This window comes from Actinomyces sp. ICM58 (assembly GCF_000283035.1).
Lineage (GTDB): Bacteria > Actinomycetota > Actinomycetes > Actinomycetales > Actinomycetaceae > Pauljensenia.
The window spans coordinates 1-26,349 of record NZ_ALIY01000135.1 but is presented as its reverse complement, the minus strand read 5'-3'; the positions used below and the strand labels follow the sequence as shown (position 1 = coordinate 26,349).

Annotated in this window: 25 protein-coding genes and 4 tRNA genes; 22 read left to right on the top strand and 7 right to left on the bottom strand. The window is 66.8% G+C overall.

Features of this window, described 5'->3' with window-relative positions; all coding sequences use genetic code 11:
- Positions 1-967: 967 nt before the first annotated feature.
- Together HMPREF1138_RS06510 and htpX are read left to right on the top strand one after the other, a co-directional pair.
- Positions 968-2,479: an FAD-dependent oxidoreductase gene (locus HMPREF1138_RS06510; protein ID WP_009057826.1), complete on the top strand. Its 1,512-nt coding sequence runs from the start codon at positions 968-970 to the stop codon at positions 2,477-2,479.
- A gap of 213 nt (positions 2,480-2,692) precedes the next feature.
- Positions 2,693-3,571, top strand: a complete 879-nt coding sequence (htpX, locus tag HMPREF1138_RS06505; protein WP_009057831.1) for a zinc metalloprotease HtpX — start codon at positions 2,693-2,695, stop codon at positions 3,569-3,571.
- A gap of 73 nt (positions 3,572-3,644) precedes the next feature.
- Here htpX and HMPREF1138_RS06500 read toward each other — a convergent pair whose 3' ends face one another.
- A complete protein-coding gene (locus HMPREF1138_RS06500; protein ID WP_009057854.1) occupies positions 3,645-4,148 on the bottom strand; it encodes a YajQ family cyclic di-GMP-binding protein in 504 nt (167 codons plus the stop codon).
- Between the two features lie 99 nt (positions 4,149-4,247).
- On the opposite strand from HMPREF1138_RS06500, the gene HMPREF1138_RS06495 reads away from it, so the two are divergent.
- The 5 genes from HMPREF1138_RS06495 to HMPREF1138_RS06475 all read left to right on the top strand — a co-directional run bounded on the left by HMPREF1138_RS06495 (position 4,248) and on the right by HMPREF1138_RS06475 (position 5,957).
- Positions 4,248-4,332: transfer RNA gene (locus HMPREF1138_RS06495), tRNA-Tyr, on the top strand.
- A gap of 91 nt (positions 4,333-4,423) precedes the next feature.
- Positions 4,424-4,496, top strand: a tRNA-Thr gene (locus HMPREF1138_RS06490).
- A gap of 27 nt (positions 4,497-4,523) precedes the next feature.
- Positions 4,524-4,600: transfer RNA gene (locus HMPREF1138_RS06485), tRNA-Met, on the top strand.
- Positions 4,601-4,653: 53 nt separating this feature from the next.
- Complete coding sequence (rpmG, locus tag HMPREF1138_RS06480) at positions 4,654-4,824, top strand: 50S ribosomal protein L33 (RefSeq protein WP_003792256.1); 171 nt, start codon at positions 4,654-4,656, stop codon at positions 4,822-4,824.
- A gap of 89 nt (positions 4,825-4,913) precedes the next feature.
- Positions 4,914-5,957, top strand: coding sequence for a sialidase family protein (locus HMPREF1138_RS06475; protein WP_009057857.1), 1,044 nt, complete (start codon positions 4,914-4,916; stop codon positions 5,955-5,957).
- Positions 5,958-6,004: 47 nt separating this feature from the next.
- On the opposite strand, the gene HMPREF1138_RS06470 is transcribed toward HMPREF1138_RS06475, so the two are convergent.
- Positions 6,005-6,703 carry a FadR/GntR family transcriptional regulator gene (locus HMPREF1138_RS06470; RefSeq protein WP_009057845.1) on the bottom strand — a complete coding sequence of 233 codons (699 nt, stop codon included), beginning with the start codon at positions 6,701-6,703 and terminating at the stop codon, positions 6,005-6,007.
- A gap of 133 nt (positions 6,704-6,836) precedes the next feature.
- Between HMPREF1138_RS06470 and HMPREF1138_RS06465 the strand changes: the two genes are divergently transcribed.
- The 8 genes from HMPREF1138_RS06465 (at position 6,837) to HMPREF1138_RS06430 (ending at position 16,313) form a co-directional block, all read left to right on the top strand.
- A complete protein-coding gene (locus tag HMPREF1138_RS06465) occupies positions 6,837-8,381 on the top strand; it encodes an ABC transporter substrate-binding protein (protein WP_009057856.1) in 1,545 nt (514 codons plus the stop codon).
- 117 nt (positions 8,382-8,498) lie between these two features.
- Entirely contained in the window at positions 8,499-9,452 is a 954-nt protein-coding gene (locus HMPREF1138_RS06460) for an ABC transporter permease (RefSeq protein WP_009057833.1), read from the top strand.
- A gap of 3 nt (positions 9,453-9,455) precedes the next feature.
- Complete coding sequence (locus HMPREF1138_RS06455; protein ID WP_009057830.1) at positions 9,456-11,513, top strand: dipeptide/oligopeptide/nickel ABC transporter permease/ATP-binding protein; 2,058 nt, start codon at positions 9,456-9,458, stop codon at positions 11,511-11,513.
- Positions 11,510-12,334 (top strand): ABC transporter ATP-binding protein, encoded by an 825-nt coding sequence (locus HMPREF1138_RS06450; protein WP_009057850.1) that lies wholly within the window; start codon positions 11,510-11,512, stop codon positions 12,332-12,334. The genes HMPREF1138_RS06455 and HMPREF1138_RS06450 overlap by 4 nt, the downstream gene beginning before the upstream one ends.
- 2 nt (positions 12,335-12,336) lie before the next feature.
- On the top strand, positions 12,337-13,254 hold the full coding sequence (locus HMPREF1138_RS06445; RefSeq protein WP_009057837.1) for a dihydrodipicolinate synthase family protein: 918 nt from the start codon (positions 12,337-12,339) through the stop codon (positions 13,252-13,254).
- Positions 13,255-13,365: 111 nt separating this feature from the next.
- Positions 13,366-14,286 (top strand): ROK family protein, encoded by a 921-nt coding sequence (locus HMPREF1138_RS06440; RefSeq protein WP_009057843.1) that lies wholly within the window; start codon positions 13,366-13,368, stop codon positions 14,284-14,286.
- Between the two features lie 9 nt (positions 14,287-14,295).
- On the top strand, positions 14,296-14,970 hold the full coding sequence (locus tag HMPREF1138_RS06435; protein ID WP_009057842.1) for an N-acetylmannosamine-6-phosphate 2-epimerase: 675 nt from the start codon (positions 14,296-14,298) through the stop codon (positions 14,968-14,970).
- 254 nt (positions 14,971-15,224) lie between these two features.
- Complete coding sequence (locus tag HMPREF1138_RS06430) at positions 15,225-16,313, top strand: UDP-N-acetylmuramate dehydrogenase (protein WP_009057847.1); 1,089 nt, start codon at positions 15,225-15,227, stop codon at positions 16,311-16,313.
- 681 nt (positions 16,314-16,994) lie between these two features.
- On the opposite strand, the gene HMPREF1138_RS06425 is transcribed toward HMPREF1138_RS06430, so the two are convergent.
- The 5 genes from HMPREF1138_RS06425 to HMPREF1138_RS06405 form a co-directional block, all read right to left on the bottom strand.
- A complete protein-coding gene (locus tag HMPREF1138_RS06425) occupies positions 16,995-17,390 on the bottom strand; it encodes a DUF86 domain-containing protein (protein ID WP_238318617.1) in 396 nt (131 codons plus the stop codon).
- On the bottom strand, positions 17,387-17,857 hold the full coding sequence (locus tag HMPREF1138_RS06420; RefSeq protein WP_009057836.1) for a helix-turn-helix domain-containing protein: 471 nt from the start codon (positions 17,855-17,857) through the stop codon (positions 17,387-17,389). The genes HMPREF1138_RS06425 and HMPREF1138_RS06420 overlap by 4 nt, the downstream gene beginning before the upstream one ends.
- Positions 17,858-18,553: 696 nt before the next feature.
- On the bottom strand, positions 18,554-19,633 hold the full coding sequence (locus tag HMPREF1138_RS06415) for an adenosine deaminase (protein WP_009057849.1): 1,080 nt from the start codon (positions 19,631-19,633) through the stop codon (positions 18,554-18,556).
- Between the two features lie 3 nt (positions 19,634-19,636).
- Positions 19,637-20,446, bottom strand: coding sequence for an alpha/beta hydrolase (locus tag HMPREF1138_RS06410; protein WP_009057851.1), 810 nt, complete (start codon positions 20,444-20,446; stop codon positions 19,637-19,639).
- Positions 20,446-21,651, bottom strand: a complete 1,206-nt coding sequence (locus HMPREF1138_RS06405; RefSeq protein ID WP_009057852.1) for a pyridoxal phosphate-dependent aminotransferase — start codon at positions 21,649-21,651, stop codon at positions 20,446-20,448. Before HMPREF1138_RS06405 ends, HMPREF1138_RS06410 begins: the two co-directional genes overlap by 1 nt.
- Before the next feature lie 180 nt (positions 21,652-21,831).
- Here HMPREF1138_RS06405 and HMPREF1138_RS06400 point away from each other — a divergent pair.
- The 7 genes from HMPREF1138_RS06400 to rplL all read left to right on the top strand — a co-directional run bounded on the left by HMPREF1138_RS06400 (position 21,832) and on the right by rplL (position 26,005).
- Positions 21,832-21,904 (top strand) — tRNA-Trp (locus HMPREF1138_RS06400).
- Positions 21,905-21,938: 34 nt separating this feature from the next.
- The gene (secE, locus tag HMPREF1138_RS06395; RefSeq protein ID WP_009057848.1) at positions 21,939-22,235 is read left to right on the top strand and encodes a preprotein translocase subunit SecE; all 297 of its coding nucleotides are present in this window, start codon (positions 21,939-21,941) and stop codon (positions 22,233-22,235) included.
- A gap of 76 nt (positions 22,236-22,311) precedes the next feature.
- On the top strand, positions 22,312-23,139 hold the full coding sequence (nusG, locus tag HMPREF1138_RS06390; protein ID WP_009057838.1) for a transcription termination/antitermination protein NusG: 828 nt from the start codon (positions 22,312-22,314) through the stop codon (positions 23,137-23,139).
- Between the two features lie 161 nt (positions 23,140-23,300).
- Positions 23,301-23,732, top strand: coding sequence for a 50S ribosomal protein L11 (gene rplK, locus HMPREF1138_RS06385; protein WP_009057835.1), 432 nt, complete (start codon positions 23,301-23,303; stop codon positions 23,730-23,732).
- 70 nt (positions 23,733-23,802) lie between these two features.
- The gene (gene rplA, locus HMPREF1138_RS06380) at positions 23,803-24,510 is read left to right on the top strand and encodes a 50S ribosomal protein L1 (protein WP_009057829.1); all 708 of its coding nucleotides are present in this window, start codon (positions 23,803-23,805) and stop codon (positions 24,508-24,510) included.
- A 502-nt stretch (positions 24,511-25,012) separates the two neighbouring features.
- Positions 25,013-25,534, top strand: coding sequence for a 50S ribosomal protein L10 (gene rplJ, locus HMPREF1138_RS06375; RefSeq protein ID WP_009057834.1), 522 nt, complete (start codon positions 25,013-25,015; stop codon positions 25,532-25,534).
- A gap of 90 nt (positions 25,535-25,624) precedes the next feature.
- On the top strand, positions 25,625-26,005 hold the full coding sequence (gene rplL / locus HMPREF1138_RS06370) for a 50S ribosomal protein L7/L12 (protein ID WP_009057844.1): 381 nt from the start codon (positions 25,625-25,627) through the stop codon (positions 26,003-26,005).
- Positions 26,006-26,349: the final 344 nt, after the last annotated feature.

Below are 26,349 nucleotides of genomic sequence, written 5' to 3'. Positions count from 1 at the left end.
CTGCGCCGCGAGCCGCCCGCTCGGCTCGTCGTCTCGAAGGCCGGTCAGGCCCTGCCGCTCTCGGGCCGAGCCAGCTGTTTGGTGCCGCCGGGCCCAGCCGGCTGTTTGGACTGCGCCGCTGGGCCTAGCCGGCTGTTTGGACTGCACCGCCGGGCCCAGCCGGCTGTTTGGACTGCGCCGCCGGGCCTAGCCGGCTGTTTGGACTGCGCCGCCGGGCCCAGCCAAGCCTGTCGGGTCCGTGGACGTCCTTTCGGGTAGGTCCGCATGTGAGCTTGTGACGGGGGTTGTGCACCCGATCTGTAGGCATTGCACCCCTTCTGTTCGGGTGCAGCGCGACGTAACGGGTGTATCGCCGCGTAACGGGTGCAATGCCCCTTAGCGGGTGTGTCGAGTCCCGGGTTTTGTGGAGGCTTGTTGAGGCCGCTTCCTTTCGTGTTGTTGTGTGTTGATTGTCTGCTTGTTGTGGTGTGATGCCGCCCAGGGAGAGGGGGCGGCGGGTGTTGTACCAGTGGACCCAGGCGGCGGTTTCGCGTTCGCATGTTTCTCGGCCTGTCCAGGTCTTGGCCGGATCGTGTATGGGGCATCGTCATGGTTTCCCAACAACGTCGCATGCAATTTCCCTGTCAACCTTTTATATATTGAAATAGTGTCGTTGCAATTCCAACGTTTCTGGGTGATGAGAAAAGTTCGGTCAACCGAATTGCATGCGACTTTTGGGAGGGCGGCGCAGAGGTTGCCTTTGAACCGAACGTGCCAAGGCCTCGGGGAGCTGCCGCGGCCTCGTCGTATGCGCACCCCGCGCCCCAGCCTCGTCCCGACTGAGCAGGGCGCCCGGGCCTCGTCCCGCGCAAGCGAGGAACCGAGGCTGTGTTTGCCGTCTCAGCTTAGGTTGCCCTTGGCCTTTGGGCGCTAGACTTGGTGCCCAGGTGCGCGCACTCGCGCGCGGTCACGAAGAAGGAGAACTCGCTTGGCACCGCTCAACGTTGCCGTCATCGGCGCCGGTCCCGCTGGCATCTACGCGTCGGACATCCTGTCGAAGTCGGGGCTCGAGGTGAATATCGACCTTTTCGAGCGGCTTCCCGCCCCCTACGGGCTTGTGCGCTACGGCGTGGCGCCCGACCACCCGCGCATTAAGCAGATCATCGTCGCCCTGTACAAGATCCTCCAGCGCGGAGACATTCGCCTGCTCGGCAACGTCGAGGTGGGCCGCGACGTGACGATTGACGACCTGCGCGACCACTACGACGCGATCATCATCGCGACCGGTGCGGACCGCGACCATCCGCTCGACATTCCCGGCGTGGACCTGCCCGAGTCCTACGGCGCCGCTGACTTCGTGTCCTGGTACGACGGCAACCCGGACTACCCGCGCACGTGGCCGCTGAAGGCCCGCGAGGTCGCGGTCCTTGGTGTGGGGAACGTGGCTCTGGACGTCTCGCGTGTCCTCGCCAAGCACGCCGAGGACATGCTCAAGACTGAGGTGCCGGCCAACGTCGCCGAGGCCCTGGCCGACAACCCGATCACGGACGTGCACGTGTTCGGCCGCCGCGGTCCGGCGCAGGTGAAGTTCACGCCGCTGGAGCTGCGCGAGCTGGGCAAGGTGCCGGACGTGGACGTCATCGTCTCGGAGGAGGATTTCGACTTCGACGAGGGGTCTGAGGAGGCGCTGCGCGCGTCGAACCAGCAGCGCCAGGTCGTCAAGACCCTGACGAACTACGCGATGGCCGATCCCGAGGAGCACACGGCGTCGCGTCGCATCCACATCCACCTGTTCCAGGCCCCGGTCGAGATCGTCGCTGACGAGCGCGGCCACGTGAAGGCGCTGCGCACCGAGCGCACCGCCCTGAACGGCGACGGCACTGTGTCGGGCACGGGCGTCATCACGACGTGGCCCGTGCAGGCCGTGTACCGCGCGGTGGGCTACTTCTCGTCGCCGATCCCGGGCCTGCCCTTCGATGAGCGCGCCGGCGTGGTCCCCAACGTTGAGGGGCGCGTCATCGAGGGCGACACCACGAAGGATGAGTCCGCGCCCGTCATCCCCGGCGTGTACGCGACCGGGTGGATCAAGCGCGGCCCCGTCGGCCTCATTGGTTCGACGAAGTCCGACGCGCAGCAGACGATCACGCACCTCGTGGAGGACGCCTCGCAGGGGCGCCTGCACGCGAACACCGCCGAGGTGGGGCACGAGGCCATGGTGGCGCTCCTGGAGTCGCGCGGCGTCGAGTTCACGACCTGGGAGGGTTGGGAGCTGCTAGACGCCTACGAACAGGCCCTCGGTGAGGACTACGGTGAGCTTCCGGGCGACCGTGGCACGCGCGAGCGCGTGAAGGTCGTGTCGCGTCGCGCGATGACCGACATTTCGCGCGGCGCTCAGGTGGACGCCGCCTCCGCCGACCTGATCGGCGATATGGGCGAGATGGGCGTGCCCACCGCTCCCGAGCGCTTCGACGACTACACGGGGCCGGGGCGCCGCAACTGAGTCTCCTCTCTCCTTCACGAGGCCGTGGCCGGGTTCTCCGGTCGCGGCCTCGTTCGCGTGTGAGGGCCTGGCCCGGCCCCGGCCTCGTTGGTGGCCCCGGCTGCGTACCCGGCCCCGGCCTCGTTGGTGGCCTGCGAGGAATCCGGGATATTCTCACCCGCGTTTCGGCTGGTTCCCAGGTGCTTCCCAGGTAATCTCTCTAACCTCGCGCGTATGGTGCACCGCAACTATCACAATGGCCTGAAGACGACGCTGCTGCTGGGCGGCATGTGGGCGTTGCTCGTGTGCATTGGGGCGCTCGTGGCGCAGGGCACCGGGCGGGCCATCTGGATCGTCGTGTTTGCGGGCATTGGGCTGGCGCAGACCGCCTACTCGTACTGGAATTCGGCATCGATCGCGCTGCGCTCCATGAACGCCTACCCGGTCAGCGAACTCGAACGGCCCGAGCTCTACGCCATCGTTCGCGAGCTTTCCGAGCGCGCGGGCCAGCCCATGCCTCTCATATGGGTGGCGCCGACGATGACGCCGAACGCCTTTGCGACGGGGCGTAATCCGAACAATGCTGCCGTGTGTTGCACGGAGGGGATCCTCGAGATTCTCAATGAGCGCGAGCTGCGCGGAGTCCTCGGGCACGAGCTGATGCACGTGTATAACCGCGACATCCTAACCTCGTCGGTGGCGGCCGCGATGGGTGGCGTCATCACGTCGGTCGCGCAGTTCCTGATGTTTTTCGGCGCGGGAAACAGGCGGGACGATCGTGGGGGAGTGGGCGTCCTCGGTCTCATCGCGATGAGCCTGCTCGCGCCGATCGCTTCGACGCTGGTCCAGTTCTCGCTGTCGCGTACCCGGGAGTTCGATGCCGACGAGGATGGGGCCAGGCTCACCGAGGATCCGCTCGCCCTGGCGTCCGCGCTGCGCAAGCTGGAGATGACGACCGACCGGCGCCCGATGAACGATACGCCCCGGACGCGCAACGTCGCCGCCATGATGATCGCGAATCCGTTCCGCAGCCAATCGCTGGGGCGCCTGTTTTCGACCCACCCGCCGATGGAGCAGCGGATCGCCCGCCTGGAGCAGATCGCGGGCTACTAGCGTGAGCAGACGCGGGCGGGCGGCCGGAGTTAACCAGCCGCCCGCCCCCGATCGCCGGCAGAAGCCAGAAGACTCAGCGGTAGTTCACAAACTGGAGCGCGACGTCCAGTTCCTCACCCTTAGGGCCCTTGAGGAGGGCGATGACGGCCTGCAGGTCGTCTCGGGACTTGGAGGAAACGCGAAGTTCGTCACCCTGAATCTGGGCTTTGACGCCCTTGGGGCCTTCCTCGCGGATCAGTTTCGAGATCTTCTTCGCGGTGTCCTGGGGGATGCCCTCCTTGAGGGGGCAGGCCAGCTTAAAGAGCTTGCCGGAGGCCTTGGGCTCGCGGTCCTTGTAGTCGAGGACCTTCAGGGACAGGCCGCGGCGGATGAGTTTGGACTGCAGGACGTCGAGGATTGCCATGACGCGGGACGCGGAGTTCGCCTCCATGGCGATCGTGTCCCCGCTCAGGGCGATGGCGGCGTCGACGCCGCGGAAGTCGTAGCGGTTGGCGATCTCCTTGGCGGTCTGGTTGACGGCGTTATCGACCTCCTGGCGGTCGAGCTTGGAGACAACGTCGAAGGAGGAGTCTGCCATGAGGGGCACCTTTCGTTGGTATTTCGCCGATCAGCGTTTCGATTGGCGTTCGGGTCTATTTTAATGCTATTCTTTCACGGCACCGCGAGAGCGGCGCATGGCAGGTTACCAAAGCGGCCAAATGGATCTGACTGTAAATCAGACGCTTCGTGCTTCGGGGGTTCGAATCCCTCACCTGCCACCACTCGCTGGTTCCAGCGAGAAACGCCTGTGAGGTCCTTCTCAGGTTCTGGGATTGCTTCGGCAGCCAGAGTTGGGATAAGCTTTCCGGCGTTGCCCCGATAGCTCAGTAGGCAGAGCGTCTCCATGGTAAGGAGAAGGTCAAGGGTTCGATTCCCTTTCGGGGCTCCGGTTGCGGATTTATCCGCTTCCGGCGGCGGGGTAGCTCAGCTGGTCAGAGCGCACGACTCATAATCGTGAGGTCGCGGGTTCGAGCCCCGCCCCCGCTACCAATTCTTGATCCGACAGGTCGCACGAGCGACGAAACTAAGCGAGGGAAACAACCGTGGCAAGCAAGTCTCAGGACGTTCGCCCCAAGATCACTCTGGCCTGCTCGGAGTGCAAGGAGCGCAACTACATCACCAAGAAGAACCGTCGTAACACGCCGGATCGTCTCGAACTGGCGAAGTATTGCCCGCGCTGCCACAAGTCGACGGCGCACCGCGAGACCCGCTGACGGTCTTCGCTTCGAGCCCCGAGGAACGAGTGTTCCCCGGGGCTTTTGCTATACATGTGCATTGAATCACTTCGCGCTATGCTGTCCGCATGACTGAGATCTACGGCATGCCCGTCCAGATGGGGACTCGCCCAATCGTCGCGCCGATCGGCGCGGGCGAGGCGCGCATCCCGGCCCTGGTGAGGCTCCCCGGCGAGCGCCTCCTCCTCTTCTACGACGAGCGCCCCGCCCCGGCCTCGGGCACGGGAGCCGACTTCAATGGGCTGACCATGGCCTCGGACCTGCCCAACCCGAACAGGATCCGCTGGATGCAGCGCGTCGAGGCCGGCGAGTGGTCGGCCGCGCGTCCTCTGCCGGAGGGGGCGCCCGCGGTGTCCTCGGACGCCTGCGTCGGCGTCGACGAGCAAGGCGTCATGCACCTGGCGTTCGCGTCGGCCGAGGGCGCCGTCGGCTACATGGATTCGCGCGCGGACGGCGAGAGGCTGCGCGCCTGGTGGGCGTGGGGGAGCGGCCCCGAGGATCTGACCTACGCCGACATGACCGACGCGCTGTACGAGGCCACCGGCGCGGACGCACTGTTCGCGACGTCGGGCGCGACCGCGAGCGTCGACGGCGACGTCGCCATGCCCTACGTCGTGCGCGTGGGGGAGCGAACTCACGTGCGGGTTGTCTACGCGCGGGGCGGGCGCATCACCCGCCTGGCCGACCCTCTCGTGGGTCCGGATGGCATCCTCCTGGATGAGACGTCGGTGACGGTGTGGGACGGCCGCGTCGTCGCGAATTGTCGCTTGCAGGGCTTCGAGGGGCGGGGTTCGGGCGCGCGCTACCTGGCGTGGGGCGACGGGCGGCGCTGGGAGGGCGGGCGAGTGTGGGAGCTGGCTGATCCTGGCTGCAACGCCTGCGCGTCGGGGAATCTCTTCGTGCATCCGCACGAACGAGGAGCGCGCGCCAGCGGCATCCTCGCGCAGTTGTCGGCGCCCTGGGAGGGGCCGATCCGCGCGCGCAGCCTCGTGGGCATGGGGCCCGGTCCCTTCGGCTATAGCGACATCGCCGTCCTTGGCGACGAGGCCGTGGTTGTCTTCGAGCGGGACCGTGGCCTCTGGGAGGCGTCGTTCCTACCGGGACGATGGTAAAAGGAGGGCCCAGCGCGCGTCGTCGCTCGGCGCGCCGGAGCCAGTTGTCAGCGGCCTTCGATGATCGCCATGAGGGGTTCGTAGTGTGCGTCGACCGCGGCGGCGTAGGCGTTCGCGTCCCCGGCCTCGCAGGCGCGCAGGATGGCGGCGTGCGCTGCGGCGGTATCCTCCATCTCCTGGCGCGACGCTGCGGCCAGCTGCGGGGTCACGCTCTGGTGGACGAGCCACATGGCGGCGACGAGCTGGTGCATGAGCGGGTTCTTCAGGTAGGCGAGCAGGCCGGAGTGGAAGGCGATGTCCTGGTCCAGGTAGGTGGCGCCGGAGTGGGCGTGGTCCGTCATGGTGTTGACCAGTTCCCACAGCTGCGGGTTCGAGGTGCCCTTCATGGCGCGCGTGAGCGGCAGGGCGATCCCCAGGTCGAGGGCGTGGCGGGTTTCGACGATCGAGTGCAGGGATTGTACGCCGTTGATGTCGTCGAGGGCGGCGCGCAGCACGAGGGTTTCGACGAGGGGCTGCATGGACATGTCGCCGACGTAGGATCCCGATCCCTGGCGCACCGTGACGATGTCGAGGGCTTGGAGCTTGCGCAGGGCCTCGCGCACGGAGGAGCGCGAGACGCCGAGGTCGGCGCACAGCGCGGATTCGGTGGGCAGGCGGTCCCCGGGGCGCAGCCCGTGGCGCAGGATGTAGGACTTGATCGCGTCCATCGTGACGGAGGATCGCGTATCAATGTGCGCTGGTGCCACGCGGTTTGCGTCGGTGGATCCGGGTACTTGTGCTGTAATCTCTTGCACAGATTTGTCTGACAACATAAGATAAGTATAGCGAGCGGAACAAAAGATCCGCACGTTCCATTTCTCGAAGATGAGGAGCGAGAGCATGCGAATGCGCAAACACTTCGCAACCGGCGCTGCGCTGGCCGCAGCAGCCGCAATGGCCCTGACCGCGTGTGGCGGTGGCGGCGGAACGACCGCCTCCGGCGCCGGCACCGAGCTCAACGTCGCCGCTGCCTACACGAGCGACGACTTCGGGCCCCTGACCACCGGTGCCCTTCCCATGGGCACCAACTGGCAGGTCCTCGAGGGCCTGTACCGCCTGAACCGCACCGACTACAGCGTCAGCCCCGCCCTGGCAGCCGGTGACCCCGTCAAGGTATCCGACACCGAATACGAGATCTCCCTGCGCGACGGTGCCAAGTTCTCCGACGGCACCGATGTGACGGCCGAGGACGTCGTGGCTGCTTTCGGCAAGGCGACGGCCGAGGGCTCGATTTTCGGCCAGTTCTTCACCTTCATCGACTCGATGGAGGCCAAGGACACCACGACCGTCACCGTCCACCTCAAGCACCCCTTCGCCTCCCTGAAGGAGCGCCTCGCGATCCTCATGGTGACCCCCGCCTCCGCTGACGCGGCCGCCATGAAGTCCAACCCCATCGGCTCGGGCCCCTACAAGTACACCGAGGTCGGCGAGCAGAAGGTCGTCGCGGTCCCCAACGAGTACTACAACGGCAATGCGCCCGCGACCGTTGACACGATCAACTGGCTGCCTCTGAAGGACGACACCCCGCGCCTGTCCGCCGCCTACGACGGCACGGTCGACGTCGTCGAGTCTGTCCCCGCTTCCGCGCAGGAAGACCTCACCTCCAAGGGCTGGAAGGTCGACGCCAAGCCCGGCTACGGCAACGCCTTCATGATGTTCAACACCCAGAAGGCCCCCTTCGACAAGCCCGAGGTTCGCCGCGCGTTCCTCAGGGCCATCAACCGCCAGGCCCTGATCGACACCGCCCTCGACGGCCAGGCCGTCCCGGCGACGTCCTTCCTGCCCGAGGCCAACCCCTTCTACAAGAAGCCCTCGACGGATCTGTCCTACGACAAGGACGCGGCCGCCAAGCTCCTGTCTGATGCGGGCGTCTCCGGCCTGACGATCAACCTGACCACCACCGATCACCCGTGGATCGTGGCCATGGTTCCCCAGATCAAGGCCGACCTCGAGGCCATCGGCGTCACCGTGACCCACGAGGCTTCCGCTTCCAACGCGATGTACAGCAACATCACGGACGTTGATAACCCCACCTACGACGTCATCATCGCCCCCGGCGACCCCTCGGTCTTCGGCAACGACCCCGGCATCATCATGTCCTGGTGGAACGGCGACAACATCTGGTCCAAGAAGCGTGACGGCTGGCAGGTCTCGGATCCCGACTCCTTCAACCAGCTCCAGGGCATCATCGAGGAGGCCGGCCAGGTCGAAGGCGATGCCGCCAAGGCCAAGTGGGGCGAGGCGCAGGATCTTCTCGCAGAGAAGACCGTCCTCTTCCCGCTGGTCTTCCGCAACGTGATCACCGGCTCCAACCCCGAGAAGGTGGACGGCTTTGAGCCGATCGCCTGCACCGGCCTGCAGCTCGTCGGTGTGAGCGCCAAGTAAGCCCCCTAGGGGCCGCGTAGAAAGGAGGGGTGGAGCGCCCACCCTGAGGCAGACGCCACAGTTGGGCGCCACCCCTCCTTTTTCGTATCCAAAATCCGTTGAAATGGAGGTCTAGCAGTGAATAACCTTCTGCGACTCATCGGACGACGACTGGTGGCCTTGCCGATCATGGTGGTCGGCGTGTCCTTCCTCGTCTTCTCAATCATGTGGCTGTCTCCCGTGGATCCCGCCTACTCGGCGCTCGGTGAGTCGGCAACCCCCCAAGCCCTCGAGGCGTATCGGGCACAACACGGTCTCAACGACCCGTTCTTCATCCAGTACGGCCGCTACCTGTGGAACATGATCCACGGCGACCTCGGCACCTACGGCGCGAGCTCGTCCAGCGTGACGGACCTGGTGGCCAAGGCTCTGCCCCTGACCCTGCAACTGACCTTCCTCGGTCTGTTCATCGCCGTTCTCATCTCCTTCCCGCTCGGCGTTCTCGCCGCGCTCTACCGCGACCGTTGGCCCGACCAGATCATCCGCGTCTTCTCGGTCATCGGCATCGGCACCCCGTCCTTCTGGCTTGCGGCCCTGCTGGTTCTTGCGTTCTTGCACTCGCCCCTGAAGGTCTCCGGCGAAGTGCCAGCATTGACCGTCAACCCGACCGGCTGGTTCCTGCGCATGCTTCTGCCCGCCATCGCCCTGGCGGTTCCAGTCATCGGTCAGATGACCCGCGTCGTGCGCACCTCAATGGTCGAGGAGCTGGACCGCGACTACGTCCGCACCGCAGTCGGCGCGGGTATCCCCAAGAGCATCGTCGTGGCTCGCAACGTCCTGCGTAACGCGCTCATCACCCCCGTCACCGTCCTCGGCCTGCGCGTCGGGTACCTGATGGGTGGCGCGGTCGTCATCGAAATCATCTTCTCCATCAACGGCATGGGCAAGGCGGTGCTGCTCAAGGGCATTCAGGAGAACTGGGTGACCCTGGTACAGGGAGGCGCTCTCGTCGTCGCGATCGCCTTCATCATCGTCAACATCATCGTCGATGTGCTCTACCTGCTCATCAACCCGCGTATTAGGTCGGTGTGAGTTATGAATCAGAAAGAAAAGCTCGCAAAGGTCACCAAGAAGGGCGCCCGCTTCTCGCGCATCGGCGCGATGTCCGTGGGAGCCAAGATCGCGATCGTCGTCCTGGCGCTCGTCGTTGTCATATCCTTCCTGGCGCCCTACATTTCCCCCTACAACCCCGAGGCCATTGCCGGCAAGTGGCAGGCTCCCTCCGGTGAGCACCTCTTCGGAACGGACCACGTGGGTCGCGACGTCCTGGCGCGCGTGTTGTACGGCGGCCGCTACTCGCTGATGATCGGCCTCCTGTCGACGCTGGTCGCCCTGTTCTTCGGCGCGATCATCGGCTCCGTCGCCGCGGTTGTGCGCAAGAGCCTGTCCGAGACGATCATGCGCATCCTCGACGTCATCATGGCGGTGCCCGGCATCGCCATGGCGGCCGTCACGGTTCTCGTCTTCGGTAGCGCCCTGTCGAAGCAAGGCAACACGATTGGCCTCCTCCTCGTCATCGTGTGCTCGATCGCCTTCGTCTACATCCCGCAGCTGGCGCGCATCGTCCGCGCCAACGTTATGGCCGCCTACGGCGAGGACTACGTGCGCGCGGTCATCGTGTCGGGCGCCCGTGCCCCGTGGATCCTCGTCAAGCACGTCATGCGCAACACCGCGGCCCCGGTGCTGGTCTTCGCCACGGTCCTCGTCGCTGACGCCATCATCCTCGAGGCCTCCCTGACCTTCATCGGGTCGGGCCTCCAGGCGACCGAGGTCCCCACGTGGGGCAACGTCCTGTCCGAGGCCTCGTCGAACCTGTCGGTCCTGCAGGGTAAGTGGTGGACGGCCTTCTTCCCCGGCCTGTTCATCATGATCACCGTCCTGTGCCTGAACCTCCTGTCCGAGGGCATCACGGACGCGATGGTCGCCGCGCCCTCCTCGGCCGCTGTCGCCCAGGTCGACAAGGACACCGACCGCGAGGCCGACCGCCTCCTGCTCGACCCCCGCCTGGCCTACGCCGAGCAGGCCGAGTCCCTGCAGGCCCGCCTCGACGACCTCAAGGCCGTCGAAGGGCAGCGTCACGACCGCTTCATCGCCTCCTTCGAGGCCACCCCGCTGCTCGAGGTCAATGACCTGTGCATCAAGTTCGAGCGTCACGGCGACGTCAACGTCGTCGACCACGTGTCCTTCAAGGTGCGCCCCGGCGAGACCATGGGCCTCGTGGGCGAGTCCGGCTGCGGCAAGTCGATCACCGCCCTGACCATCATGGGCCTCATCGACCCCAAGGCGCAGATCACGGGCGAAATCCTCTACCAGGGCGAGAACCTGCTGGACAAGTCCATCGAGGAACGCCGCGCCCTCCTCGGGCACGAGATGGCCATGATCTACCAGGACGCGCTCTCCTCGCTCAACCCCGCCATGCTGATCAAGGCTCAGATGAAGCAGCTGACCAGCCGCGGTGGCACGCGCAGCGCCGAGGAACTCCTCACGCTGGTGGGCCTGGATCCCAAGCGCACCCTCGAGTCCTACCCGCACGAGCTCTCCGGCGGCCAGCGCCAGCGTGTCCTCATCGCCATGGCCCTGACCCGCGACCCGAAGCTCATCATCGCGGACGAGCCGACCACCGCCCTGGACGTCACCGTCCAGAAGCAGGTCATCGCGCTGCTCAACGAGCTGCGTGAGAAGCTCGGATTCGCCATGATCTTCGTGTCCCACGACCTGGCGCTCGTCGCCGAGGTGGCTCACCACATCACCGTCATGTACGCCGGTCAGGTCATCGAGCAGGCCCCCACCACGGAGCTGCTCACGCACCCCACCCACGAGTACACGCGCGGCCTGCTGGGCGCCGTCCTCTCGATCGAGTCCGGCTCCGGGCGCCTGCACCAGGTCCCCGGAACGGTGCCCTCGCCTCGCGACTTCCCGGTCGGCGACCGCTTCGCCCCCCGGTCCTCGCACCCCGAGTACGGCCTGGACATCCGCCCGGTCCTCACCGAGGTCGGTCCCGAGCACGTCTACGCGGCCCTGCCGCCCCAAGACGAGGCACAGGGCACCTACGGAGTGCCCGAGGAAATGAATGCAAAGGAGGAGACGCGATGAGCGACAACACCCCGATCATCGAGCTCAGGCGCGTTGAGGTCACCTTCAACTCCCGCACCGGCTCCCTGCTCCGGCCCAACAGGGTGCGCGCGGTGCGCGGCGTCGACATGTGCATCGAGCGCGGCCAGACGCTCGGCATCGTCGGCGAATCCGGCTGTGGCAAGTCCACGACCGCGAACGTCATGTGCGGCCTCCAGATGCCGACGAAGGGCAAGGTGTTCTTCAACGGCAAGGAAGTCACGAAGCGCAGCGCGGCAGCCCGCCGCGAGATCGGCCGCGTCGTCTCCGTGGTCTTCCAGGACCCGGCGACGGCCCTCAACCCCCGCATGCACGTCGCGGACCAGCTCGCTGACCCGCTGCGCGTGCACCGCATCGGCACCGAGGCCTCGCGAGCCAAGCGCGTGCGCGAGCTGATCTCGCTCGTCGGCCTGCCCTCGAGCGCCCTCGACGCGCTGCCCGGCCAGCTCTCGGGCGGCCAGCGTCAGCGCGTGGCCATCGCCCGCGCCCTATCCATCGGCCCCGACGCGATCATCGCGGACGAGCCCACGAGCGCGCTCGACGTGTCGGTGCGCGCACAGATCCTGAACCTGCTCACGGACCTCAAGAAGGAACTGGGCCTGGCGATGGTCTTCATCTCGCACGACATCCAGACCGTCCGCTACGTGTCGGACCGGATCGCGGTCATGAACCGCGGCGTTGTCGTGGAGGAAGGACCGGCGGCGCAGCTGCTGGCCGATCCTTACGAGCCCTACACCCGCGAGCTCCTGGGCGCCGCGCCCTCGCTCCTGCACCCCAACCTTGACCTCGAAGGAGAGTACTAATTATGTCTTCGACAATCCGTGGCGTTGTCCCGCCGCTGGCGATCCCGCTGAAGGACGGCGAGCTCGACGTCCCCTCGCTCGAGCGCCACATCAACCGCATGATCGACGCCGGCCTCGACGGCCTGTTCGTCTCCGGCTCCACCGGTGAGGTCGCGTTCTCGACCGCCGAGCGCCGCGCCCAGATCCAGCGCGAGGCCGTGCGCATCGTCGACGGCCGCGTCCCGCTCCTGGTCGGCGTCATCGACACCGAGACCGAGCGCGTCATCGAGAACATCAAGGCCGTGGAAGAGATTGGCGGCGCCACCGGCGTCGTCGCGACCGCCCCGTTCTACGCCCTCGGTGGCGAGACCGAGGTCGAGCGTCACTTCCGCCTCCTCAAGGAGAACACCAGCCTGGAGCTGTGGGCCTACGACATCCCCGTGTGCGTGCACACGAAGCTCTCGCCCGACCTGCTGATGCGCCTGGGCCGCGACGGCGTCATCGACGGCGTCAAGGACTCCTCTGGTGACGACGTCGCGTTCCGCTGGCTGTGCCGCGCCAACGAGGCAGCCGGCCACCCGCTCCAGCTCCTCACCGGCCACGAGGTCGTCGTCGACGGCGCCTACATGTCCGGGGCGGACGGTTCCGTGCCCGGCCTGGCCAACGTGGACCCCGAAGGCTACGTGCGCCAGTGGCAGGCCTACGAGAGGCGCGACTGGGAAGCCGTGCGCAGCGAGCAGGACCGCCTCGCGGACCTCATGCGCATCGTCCAGGTGAAGGGCGTGCAGGGCTTCGGAGCTGGCGTCGGCGCCTTCAAGGCCGCCCTGCACCTGCTCGGCGTCTTCGATTCGCCGGAGATGCCGCGCCCGGTTGCCGCCCTCGAGGGTGACAACCTCGAGCACGTCGCCTCCGTGCTGCGCTCGGTCGGCCTGCTCTCCTGATACGTCGACGAGGCCGGGGCATTCTCTTCCGTGCATGCGCCGCCGCGTCGCGCAACCCCGCCCCGGCCTCGTCGATTTTTCTGATACCCCGCACTTTTCGTAAGGATCCTCATGACTACGCTCCTTGCTCTCGACATCGGTGGCACCAAGGTCGGGTGGGGCATCGCCTGGGCCGGTGACAGCTACGAGGTCACCGAGCGCGGATCGATCCCCACCGACGCGATGCGCGGTGGAGCGGACGTGGCGGGCCGCATCTGCGACCTCGCCGCCTCCCTGGTCGCCTCTCACCCGCAGGTGAGCGGTGTCGCGGTCGCCAGCGCCGGCGTCGTCGACCCGTCCACCGGCGATATCGTCTCCGCCACGGGCACCATGCCCGGCTGGGGAGGCACTCACCTCGGCGCTCAGCTTCAGGCAGCGACGGGCCTGCCCGTGCGCGTCCTCAACGACGTGCACGCCCACGGCTTGGGCGAGGCGACGCTGGGCGCCGGACGCCCCTACCGCGCCGTCCTGTCCATCGCCGTGGGAACCGGCATCGGCGGCGCCCTGGTCGAAGACGGCCGCGTGGCCTTCGGGTCGCGCGGCATCGCCGGGCACGTGGGCCACATTCACCACCACTTCGCCCCCGACTTGACGTGCTCGTGCGGCCGCAAGGGTCACATCGAGGCCTTCTGCTCGGGATCGGGCATCACGGCCTGGTACGACTCACTGCGCAGCGAGTCCGACCCCGAGGTCGACGGCGGGCGCGCCCTGCAGGAGCTCGCCGAATCCGGCAACGCCCTGGCTGCCGCCTGCTTCTCCCGCTCCGCGTTCGCGCTCGGCGAGGCCACGGCCTCGTTGGTCAACTGCGTGGACCCGGGAGTCGTCATCCTCTCCGGGTCCATGACCCGCTCCGGGGACATCTGGTGGGACGCCCTGCGCGAAGGCTTCGCGGCTTCCGCGATGACGCCCGTCGCGGGCACCCCCATCCTCGTTGGTTCCCTCGGCGGCGACGCGCCGCTGCTCGGAGCCGTTTCCTTCTTCCTGCACGCTTAGGAGTTCACCATGCATCCGCTTATCGCTTCCCTGAAGGGCAAGCTCATCGTCTCCGTCCAGGCGTACCCGGGCGAGCCCATGCGCCACCCCGAGACGATGGCGCAGATCGCCCGTGCCGCCGAGATCGGCGGCGCCGCGGCGATTCGCTGCCAGGGCCTGTCCGACATTTCCGCGATCAAGGGCCGCGTCGACGTGCCCGTCATCGGCCTGTGGAAGGAAGGCCACGAGGGCGTCTACATTACGCCCTCGCTGCGCCACGCCCGCGCCTGCGTCATGGCCGGCTCCGACATCGTCGCCCTGGACGCGACGGGCCGCCCGCGCCTGGACGGCCTGAGCTTCGCGCAGACCGTTGCGGCCCTGCGCGAGGACGGCACCCTCGTCATGGCCGACTGCGGCTCCTTCGAGGATGCCCAGCGGGCCGTCGATGCGGGAGTGGACATTGTGTCCACGACCCTGGCTGGCTACACGGGCGACCGCGTCAAGACCGACGGCCCCGACCTGGAGCTGCTGCGCGAGGTCGTCGCCGCGTTCCCGGACGTCCCCGTGATCTGCGAGGGCCGCGTCCACACGCCCGAGCAGGCCGCCGCGGCCATCGAGGCCGGCGCCTTCGCCGTCATCGTCGGCACCGCCATCACGCATCCGACGTCCATCACGACGTGGTTCAAGGCAGCCGTCGAGGGCTGAGCCTGTCGCTGCTGGGACAGTGCGCGGGCGGGAGCTTCGGCTCCCGCCCGCGTTACGTTGAGCGTGGCAGCGTTGGCTGTGCGGGTGTGGCTGTGCGGGTGGCGCGCGCGGGCGGGTGGGCCGTCGCGCTCCGCCCTCGGGCAGTGACCGTCTGAGCCAGCCAAGGCCTCGGGCAGCGACCGACTGAGCCTGCCAAGGCCTCGTGAATGTGCGAGGGTGGCCCCGGCGGGCGCTGAACGGCTAGGCTTAGGGGCATGACGACCCTTGCTGATCTGACGACCCTGCGCGTGGGTGGCCCCATCGCCCGCCTCGTGCCCGCCACGTCCGCCGACGCCCTGGTGGAGGCCGTTCGCGCGGCCGACGCCGCCGGAGGCCCGCTCCTCGTTGTCGGCGGCGGGTCTAACCTGCTGGCATCCGACGCCCCCTTCGAGGGCACCGTCGTCGACGTGCAGCCTTTCGGCGAGGTCGCCTCCATCATCCACGAGGACCCGGCCGGATCTGTCGTCGTGCGCGCCGGCGCGGGCACCGTCTGGGATGCTTTCGTCTCCTGGACGCTCTCTCAGGGGCTGTCCGGCGTCGAGGCGCTCTCCGGCATCCCCGGGACCGTCGGCGCCTCCCCGGTGCAGAACGTGGGCGCCTACGGCCACGAGGTCTCCGAGACCATCGAGAGCGTCGAAGCCTACGATCGCCTCCACGGCCTCGTTGTCCGCCTGCTGCCCGCCGACCTCGGCTTCGCGTACCGGTCGTCCGCGATCAAGCGCAGCGTCGGCCAGCCCGGCCTGGGTGACCGTCCCTGGGGCCCCACCGGCCGCTGGGTGGTCCTCTCCGTCGACTTCCGTCTCGAGCGCTCGGCCCTCAGTGCCCCCGTCATGTACGCCGAACTGGCGCGTCGCCTCGGCGTTGAGGCCGGTGAGCGCGCCGACGCGTCCCTGGTGCGTTCCACCGTCCTGGAGCTGCGCCGCGGCAAGGGCATGGTCCTGGACCCCGCCGATCACGACACGTGGAGCGCCGGTTCCTTCTTCACGAACCCGATCCTGCCCGAGGCCGCTGTCGCAGCCCTGCCCGAGGGCGCGCCGCGCTTCAAGGCGGGGGAGGGCCTCGTCAAGACGAGCGCCGCATGGCTCATCGACCACGCGGGCTGCGGGAAGGGCTTCCACCTGCCCGAGGCCGGGGATCCTCCGCGCGCGTCCCTGTCCACGAAGCACGTGCTGGCTCTGACGAACCGCGGCGGCGCGAGCGGCGCCGACATCGAGGCCCTGGCCCGCGCCGTGCGTGAGCGGGTCTTTGAGGCATTCGGCGTGACCCTGGTGCCCGAGCCGGTCACGGTCGGCATCGCCTGGTAGCGGGCCACCTGGCCGGGTGACGGTGGGCATCACGTGGTAGTGGATTGCGTGATCGTCGCTTCGCCCGTCGTGGGCTGGGTAGCGACGTTGATGTGTGTACCGTCAGGCGCCGGATGTGCCCGCTTTCTGAGTAGCCACGATCCGGATAGGTTGTCACGATCCGGATAGGTTATGCGCATCCGGATAGCTTAATAACCTATCCATATCTTCATAACCTATCCGCGTGTTCATAACCTATCCGGATGTGAACCGTCGGTCGCCGAGGTGGTCTGCGTTTTGGGCACCGCTGTGGCTGTGGGCCACGGGTGACCGGGCAACGACTGTGTTTGTGTCCTCCCGCAAATGCCGTCGATGCCGTCGATGCCGTCGATACCGTCGATACCGCGGGTGCCGCTGAGACCTCCCCAAATTTCGCATGCAATTCCCCGCAGGGTGTCCCGGGACGTGGCCTGAAAACCGCGGAATATCAACGTTCTGGTTTCAATGTTTGAAAGAAGCGCGGGGGAATTGCATGCGAGATTGTCGGGGAACTGTATGGAATCGTGCGAGTGTTGAGGCCGATCTGGCCTGCGCTCGCGGATCCGTTACTCGGATAGGTTGTCATGATCCGGATAGGTTATGCGCATCCGGATAGGTTAATAACCTATCCATATCTTCATAACCTATCCGCGTGTTCACAACCTATCCGCGTGACGCTGCGGCGCGCAGGCGCGCGATCATGTCGGGCACGTTGCGGGTGACGGCCGCCCACAGGAGCTGGTCATCCATGTTCTGGTACCCCGAGTGTGCCGCGATGTTGCGGGTCGTGCGCAGGGCGCGCTTCTCCGAGGAAGTCAGGGCATCCATGTAGGGTGCGTACTCTTCGCGTTCCAGGAACGCGGCCAGCCGAATGATCACCATGCAAGCCGAGTCATACTCCGGGCAATCGGCGCTGAAAGCCTCTGCGGGGACAGCGGCAACCCGCTCGATGCGGTGGGCGATGACGTCGAGTTCGTGCAGGAAGTTCTCAGCATCGAAACTGGGCGCGTGTCTGCGCGCCACTCGCGGTCGAGGCGTGAAGGAAACAGACTCGCTCATAGTGCTACGGCCTCGTCAACGGCAGTTCGCAGTGCCTCGGGTACGTGAGTGTCCGCGTGAACCTCCGTCGGGAAGCCGGTGAGCTCGCACGCGAACGATGCGATGTCCGCCAACTCGAACAGCGATAGCTCGCGGGTGGGCGTGCCGATCAGGTCAATGTCTGACTCGAATCCGTCCGTTCCCCGGGCAACTGAGCCGAAGACGCGGAGGGAACCGAGGCCTCGTTCCTGTGCGTAGCTGCTGATGGAAGGCGCGTAGCGGGCGAGCGGCACAGAGGGTCGGTAGTCGGCGACGCGGAGGATGCGTTCGAGCAGTTCGTCGGAGACTGCGCGCCTGCCGGACTCGATCTGCGCGAGCGTCGATTGGCTCATCCCGGTCATCGCCGCCAGTTCGGCCTGCGTGAGGGACGCGTCCTGACGTGCAGCGCGCACGAGGGACGGCGCATCGTCACGACGAAACCGGCTCATGCCTCCATGATAGTGCACGCGTGCACTATTGGTGAAGTGGTCGTCGGTAGGTACGAGGCCGGGGTCTGTGGTCGTCCCGAGGTGGCCGACTCGGGTGATCGGACGGGAAAGAAACAATCGGACTGAGAGAGAGTTCCCCACATTTCGCACGTAATTCCCCAACGTGTTTCCTGGATCACGCCTTGAAAACCGCGGAATATCAACGATCCGATTTCAAAGTTAAAAAAGTTGACATGGGAATTACGTGCGACATTTATGGGTAAACGTGCCGAATCGTGAGAATCGTGAGGGCGGTGAGAAACAGCTGCGCGGATGCAGCCTCGCCCCCGCGACCTACGCCGCAGGTTCCGCTGAGGCCTCCCCAAATTTCGCATGCAATTCCCCGCAGGGTGTCCCGGGACGTGGCCTGAAAACCGCGGAATATCAACGTTCTGGTTTCAATGTTTGAAAGAGGTGTGGGGGAATTGCATGCGACATTGTGGAGGAATCATGGCGCAGGAACGCTGCGATAGCGCTGCGCCGCGGGTGCCGCGGTACTACTCCGCGGGTGCCGCGGTACTACTCCGCGGGTGCCGCGGTACTACTCCGCGGGTGCCGCGGTACTACGCCGTGGGTGCCGCGGTACTACGCCGCGGGCACCCCGAGACAGCACTACGCCGCGGGTGCCGCGGTACTACGCCGCGGGCACCCCGAGACCTACGCCGCGGGCGCCGCGAGCCAGGCGTCGATGTCGGCCTTCCAGGCCGCCTTGCGCGAGGCCGAGGCCAGTGATGCGTCGATAGACGAACGTGCCAGAGACGCCAAGGCTTCGTCGGACAGGCCAAACACGTCGCGCGCGACCTCGTACTGGGCGACCAAGCGCGAACGGAACAGCAGCGGGTCGTCCGCCGCCAGCGCGACCGTAGCACCCGCCGAGAGCAACGTCGGCAGTGGCACCTGCGAGAAGTCCGTGTAGACGCCCAGGTGTACGTTCGACGTCGGACACACCTCGAGGGCGATGCCCGCATCCACGACGGCCTTCAGCAGATCCGGGTCCTCACTCGTGCGCACCCCGTGCCCGAGGCGCGCGGGAGCCAAAGTGGACACGACCTCGCGCACGGAGGACGGGCCCAGGAGCTCGCCGCCGTGCGGGACGCCCACGAGCCCGGCGCGGCGTGCGATGCGGAACGCGGGGGCAAATGACGCCGTGGAGCCCACGCGCTCGTCGTTCGACAGGCCAAAACCAACGACCTCGCCGGGACCGTCCCCAGCGAACGACGCGGCCAAGCGCGCGAGCGTGCGCGCGTCCAGCGGGTGCTTCATGCGTGACGCCGCGACGATCACGCCGATGTCGACGCCGGTGTCGCGCGAGGCGGAGCGGGCCTCGTCGATGATGATTTCCAGGGCCGGGGTGATGCCGCCGACGTAGGGCGCGTAGGACGTGGGGTCGGCCTGAATCTCCATGCGCACCGAGCCCTCGGCGGCGTCGTCCTCGGCGGCCTCGCGGATGAGGCGGCGCATCGCGGCCTCGGAGCGCACGAGGTGGCGCGCGGAGTCGTAGGCGCGCTGGAAACGGAACCACCCGCGCCCGTCGGCGGGCATGGAGGCGGCGTCGATGTGCAGCAGGTTCGGGGGCAGGCGCACGCCCTGGGTGCGCGCCATGTCGACCATGGTGGAGGGGCGCATGGCACCCGTGAAATGCAGGTGCAGGTGGGCCTTGGGGAGGGTGGCGAGGTCGCGCCTGCCCGCCGGGGTGGGGCGCGGCGCCGTCAGGTTGGGGACAGCGGGCGCTTCCACGGCCTAGTGCTCCCCGAGCCAGATGATGATGTCGCGGATCAGGCCGGGGCCCTCGGGCTCGTTGAGGAGCTCGTGGTAGGCGCCGTCAACGATGCGCAGGTGGATGTCGGCGTCCGGGTGCGCCGCGCGTGCCCCGCGCACGAGCTCGCGCGAGCCGCGCAGGTCCGCCATGAGGTCGTGCGACCCGTGCATGACGAGCGTCGGGGTGGCCAGGCGGCCGGCGCGCGCCAGCACCTCGTCGCCCTGAATGATCATCGTCGCACCCGTAAGGATCGGCACGCCGCCCTTGTAGGTGAGCGGATCCGCGTCGAAGTCGCGCTGGACCTGCGGGTCGCGCGACAGGGGAGAGACCTCCATGTCGGATGCGCCCTTCGCCACGACGAGGCCGGGGCTGATTCGCGCGACCGGCAGCAGTTTGCGGGCGCGGGACGGGGAGACGTGGGGGAGGGGACGCAGCGCGGGCGCGGACAGGACGGTGCCGCGCAGCCGCGTCGGGTCAAGGATGGTGGAGGCGGCCGCGATGAGCCCGCCCATCGAGTGCCCGAACAGGAACAGCTCCGGCGTGCGCGCGTGGGCGAGGGTCGCCCGGCGCGCGTCGCCAAAGTCGCGGATGAGCGCGCCCACGTCCACGCGGGCGCGGGGACCCTCGGAGGTCCCGTGGCCCGCGTGGTCGTAGTAGGCGACGTCGTAGCCGGCGCGGGTGAGCGCGGAGCGCAGGTGGGCGTAGCGCCCGCAGTGTTCCGCGTACCCGTGGGAGAGGAGGACCGTCCCGAGGGGGGTTTCCTCGTCTGTCCGTTCGAACGAGACGTGCATCAGGCGAAGAGCTCCTGAACGCGGGTGATGCCCTCGACGAGGTCGTCGTCGGACAGGGCGTAGGAGAAGCGCAGGAAGCCGGAGCGGCCGAAGGCCTCGCCCGGGACCGCCGCGACCTCGACCTCGTCGAGGATCAGGTCGGCGAGCTCGCCCGACGTGTTGGCGACGCGGCCGCGGATGTCGCGTCCCAGCAGGCGCTCGACGGAGGGGTAGACGTAGAACGCGCCCTTCGGGGTGGGGACGTCGAAGCCGTCGATCTGGCGCAGCATGTCAACGATCGTGCGGCGGCGACGGTCGAAGGCGACGCGCATCTCGTTCACGGCGTCCAGGGAACCGGACACGGCGGCGCGCGCGGCCTCCTGGGCGATGTTGTTGACGTTGGAGGTCAGGTGCGACTGGAAGGACAGGGCGGCCTTGATGACGTCGGAGGGGCCGATCATCCAGCCAACGCGCCAGCCGGTCATCGCGTAGGTCTTGGCCACGCCGTTGAGGATAACGGCCTGGTTCGCCAGCTCGGGCACGAGCTTGACGATGTGCGCGGTCTGCGCGTCCTCGTACAGCAGGTGCTCGTAGATCTCATCGGAGATGACCCAGATGCCGTGCTCGAGGGCCCACTGGCCGATCGCGGTCAGCTCCTCGGGCGTGTAGACGCTGCCCGTCGGGTTGGACGGCGAGCACATGAGGAGGACCTTCGTGCGAGGCGTGCGCGCGGCCTCGAGCTGCTCGACGGTCACCTTGTAGTCCTGGTCGGCGCCCGCGAACACCTCGACGGGGGTCGCACCGGCGAGTTTGACGACCTCGGGGTACGTGGTCCAGTACGGGGTCGGCAGGATCGCCTCGTCGCCGGGGCCCAGCAGCGCGGCGAAAGCCTGGAAGACGGCCTGCTTGCCGCCGTTGGTCACGACGATGTCGGCGGGGGAGGCCTCGTAGCCGGAGTCGCGCAGGGTCTTTTCTGCGATGGCCTCGCGCAGCGCGGGCAGGCCGGCGGCGGGCGTGTAGCGGTGCATCGCGGGGTTGCGCGCGGCCTTGACGGCGGCCTCGACAATGTAGTCGGGCGTGGCAAAGTCGGGTTCGCCGGCGCCGAAGCCGATCACCGGGCGGCCGGCGGCCTTGAGGGCCTTGGCCTTCGCGTCCACGGCCAGGGTCGCGGACGGCGTGATGGCGTTGAAACGATCAGAGACACGGGTGCGAGGAGTATTGGTCACCCTTCCATGGTCCCACGTTGCGCGCCCGCGCGGGTTTTCGGCCCCGCAATGCGCGCGTGGGCTACCTCTCATTTACGAGGTGTGGGCTGGTATTTCGGGGATTGTCGGGGCGTCGCATGGTTCTCAGTTGGACAAGCGCATGTCCATCCATTAATGTTTCTCAGGCAGGTTTTCCTGCGTAGGGCAGTGGCGCAATTGGTAGCGCACCGGTCTCCAAAACCGGCGGTTGTGGGTTCGAGTCCCGCCTGCCCTGCGGATAAGGCTGATATTTTCGCAGGAGGGTTCCAATGGCCGCAGAAAAAGCCTCGGACGTCGAATCCTCGCGCCGAGATCGCACGAAATCTGGCGCCACGCGTAAGCGCGGTGAAGCCGACAAGGGGCAGGTTAAGAAGGTCGGCTTCTTCGGCCGCATCTTCCTCTTCTTCAAGCAGGTCATCGACGAGATGAAGAAGGTGACCTATCCGACCGCATCGGAAACCTGGACGTACTTCGTCGTCGTCGTTGTGTTTGTTGCCGCAATCATGCTTTTCGCTGGTCTCTTGGACTTCGGATTCGGTAAGCTAAGTGCATTGATCTTCGGCTGACACCGACGAACCCGCCCGCAGGACACTGCAGGCGGGTTTCTTTCACGGTGTGGCCCCATTCGCAGGAGGAATAGTCGTGACTGACGAAAACTACACCGAGGCCCAGTCCTTCGAGGCTTCCCACGAGGCCGTCGTGCAAGAAACCGCCGGGGCGCTGGCTGACGGCCAGGCTCTGGAGGTCGTTGAGGAAGTCGTCGAGGAGGTCGCCGCCCAGGAGGCCGCTCAGAACGAGGCCGCCGCTGGAGACACCCCTGCCGGGGATGACGCTCAGGATGAGGCCGCCCCGGCCTCGGCGGAAGAGGAGGCCATCGCCAAGCTGCGCCGCAAGCTCTACATGTCCCCCGGCGACTGGTACGTCATCCACACCTACTCCGGCCACGAGCGCAAGGTGAAGGCGAACCTCGAGCAGCGCATCACCACGCAGAACATGGAAGACTACATCTTCGCGGTCGAGGTCCCGGATGAGTACGTCATGGAGTACCGCGGCAACGCGAAGAAGCGCGTGCGCCACGTGCGCATCCCTGGCTACGCCATCGTCTGCATGGACTTCAACGAGGCTTCGTACCGCGTCGTCAAGGAGACCCCGGCCGTCACCGGCTTCGTGGGCGACCAGCATAACCCCGTGCCGCTCTCGATCGACGAGGTCGTCATGCTCCTGACGCCCAACGTCCTCGAGGAGGCCGCCGAGGCCGCCAAGGACCTGCCCGCGCCCGTCCAGGTTGTTCAGACCCAGTTCGAGGTCGGCGAGATCGTCACCGTCACCGACGGCCCCTTCGAGACCATGTCGGCCACGATCTCCGAGATCATGCCCGAAACGCAGAAGCTCAAGGTGCTCGTCACCATCTTCGAGCGCGAAACCCCGCTGGAGCTCGGCTTCGACCAGGTGGAGAAGCTCGAGCAGTGATGTCACCCACCCGGACTTGGGGACAGGCCCGGGTTGGAGTTATCATGCATATTTGTGTGCGTTGGGTGCACTGTGCCCGCTGACTCCCAGTGGGACCGCCCCCGACGCTCCGCCCTGGTCGGCACCCGTCGGCCAGAACTTCAGTAGAAAGACCCGCATTCATGGCAAAGAAGAAGAAGGTCACCGGCCTGATCAAGCTTCAGATCGCAGCCGGTGCCGCCACCCCCGCACCCCCCGTCGGCCCTGCTCTGGGCCAGCACGGTGTGAACATTGTCGAGTTCACCAAGGCGTACAACGCGGCCACCGAATCGCAGCGCGGGAACATCATCCCCGTTGAGATCACCGTCTACGAGGATCGTTCCTTCACGTTCGTCCTCAAGACTCCGCCCGCCGCTGAGCTCATCAAGAAGGCTGCTGGCGTCCAGAAGGGCTCCGGCACCCCGAATACCGCCAAGGTTGGTTCGATCACCATGGCTCAGGCTCGCGAGATCGGCGAGGCCAAGATGGCCGACCTGAACGCAAACGACATCGAGGCCGCCGCCAAGATCATCGCCGGCACCGCCCGTTCCATGGGCATTACGGTCGAGGACTGACACTAACCAACCCCCCCCGTGGTAGGGCAGGCGCTGCCCGACACCCACGACTGCAAGGAGAAGAAGCAGAATGACCAAGCGCTCCAAGAGCTACCGCGCAGCGGCCGAGAAGGTCCACGCGGACGTGCTGTACACCCCCTTCGAGGCCATGAAGCTGGCCAAGGAGACCACCGTCACCAAGTTCGATTCGACCGTTGAGGTTGTCTTCCGACTCGGTGTCGATCCCCGCCAGGCGGACCAGATGGTCCGTGGCACCGTTTCCCTGCCGCACGGCACCGGCAAGACCGCCCGGGTCTTGGTCTTCGCCGTTGGTCCGCGCGCTCAGGAAGCGATTGACGCAGGCGCCGACGAGGTCGGCGGCGACGAGCTCATCGAGAAGGTCGCCAAGGGCTACACCGACTTCGATGTCGCCGTTGCTACCCCCGACCTCATGGGCAAGGTTGGCCGCCTCGGTCGCGTCCTCGGCCCCCGTGGCCTCATGCCTAACCCCAAGACCGGCACCGTGACCATGGATGTTGCGAAGGCCGTCAAGGAGATCAAGGGTGGTCGTATTGAGTTCCGCGTCGACAAGCACGCCAACCTGGCGTTCATCGTCGGCAAGGCCTCCTTCACTGCCGAGCAGCTGACCGAGAACTACGCCGCCGTCCTGGACGAGGTGCTGCGTCTCAAGCCGTCCTCCTCGAAGGGCCGTTACCTGATCAAGGGCTCCGTCGCCACGACGATGGGCCCCGGCATCCCCCTGGATGTCACCAAGGTCAAGGACCTGCTGGAGAAGTGAGCCACGCTCGCTGACGAAGCAATTCGGGTCCCCGCGCAGCGCTGCTGCGCGGGGACCCGCTTGTTGTCTGGAGGTCTGCTGTCGGGCGTTGGGCAGCGCAACCTCGCTTAGGGACGTAGGTCACAAAGGCTAGGTGAAAAGTAGGGTACCCTTAATTCGCTTCTATAATCCTATGTTCGTGAAGGGTCACGAAAATGTCTCAGGTTGCGGGTTCGGGTGTCACAAAGGCGCGGTCGGCCCCGGCCTCGCACATCTTCCGGTCTGCCACCGTTGGGCCGCGCGCGGTCGGCCCCGGCCTCGTCTGTGAAACGCGCCGCCATGCTTGCGTGCGCCTGCCCGCCCTGTTAAGCTGATCCGTGCCGAAGACCGTTGGTGTCCACGCTAGTGGAGGAAAATCCAACGCAGGTGAGTGAGCAGCCCAGCTGCAACCGAGCGTACGCCCGACACGAACCTGCGTGTCGGGTTTTTTCTTACCTGCGGTCACGTATCTGGAAGGAGGACCATGGCGAAGTCCGACAAGGTGGCAGCAGTTGCCGAGCTCGTGGAGCGTTTCCGCGCAGCCGACGCTGTCCTGCTGACCGAGTACCGCGGCCTGACCGTCGGCCAGCTCAAGCAGCTGCGTCGCGGCCTGGGCGAGAACGCGACCTACGCCGTGGCAAAGAACACGCTGGCGCGCCTGGCGGCCAAGGAGGTCGGCCTCGACTTCCTGGCTGAGGACCTTAAGGGTCCCACGGCCATCGCTTTCGTCTCCGGCGAGCCCGTTGAGGCCGCCAAGACCCTGCGTGATTTTGCTAAGGACAACCCCGCCCTCGTGCTGAAGTCCGGCGCGATGGACGGCGCTCCCCTGAGCGCCGAGGGTGTCAAGAAGCTTGCCGATCTCGAGTCCCGCGAGGTCCTGCTGGCCAAGGCCGCAGGCGTCCTCAAGGCCAAGATTGGTCAGGCGGCGTTCGCATTCAACGCTCTGCCCGTCAAGGCAGTGCGCACCATCGATGCTCTGCGCGAAAAGCAGAGCGAGGCGGCCTGACGAGACAGGCCATGTTCCACGCCGCCACCGGCTGCGTGAAACAAACCAACAATCTGCACTCGTGCAGGCCAATTAGGAAGGATGCCACTCATGGCTAAGCTCTCCAATGACGAGCTCATCGCAGCTTTCAAGGAAATGACCCTCATCGAGCTCTCCGACTTCGTGAAGCTTTTCGAGGAGACCTTCGACGTTGAGGCCGCTGCCCCCGCAGCCGTCGCCGTTGCCGCCCCGGCCGCCGACGCCCCCGCCGCCGAAGAGAAGGACGAGTTCGAGGTCGTCCTCGAGTCCGCCGGTGATAAGAAGATCGCCGTCGTCAAGGTCGTCAAGAACCTGGCCGGCCTGGGCCTCAAGGAAGCCAAGGACCTGGTTGACTCCGCGCCCTCCACCATCTTCCCCTCCGCGAAGAAGGAAGACGCCGAGAAGGCCAAGGCTGAGATCGAAGAGGCCGGCGGCAAGGTCACCCTTAAGTGACTTTCCCCGTCTGAATCGGTCAGACTCTTCCACCCGACTGGGTGGGCGAAACCCCGTCCCGCATCCGCGGGGCGGGGTTTGTGCATGCATGGGCGCGTTGCGTGCGGCGCTGCGGGTGTTCCGGGCGCTGCGGGTGTTCCGGGTGCCGCGGGTGTTCCGGGTGCCGCTGGTGTGCTGTCGGGCCGGGCTGCTGGTTGTTCCCGTGGGCGGGGTCTGCCCGCGAGCCGTCTGCGCCGCGAGCTTCGCTCGGCGCGTTGGCTCGAAGCCCGGTCAGGCCTCGGCGTCGCCCGCGGGTACTGCGGTCAGGCCTCGGCGTCGCCCACGGGTGCTGCAGCCAGGCCTCG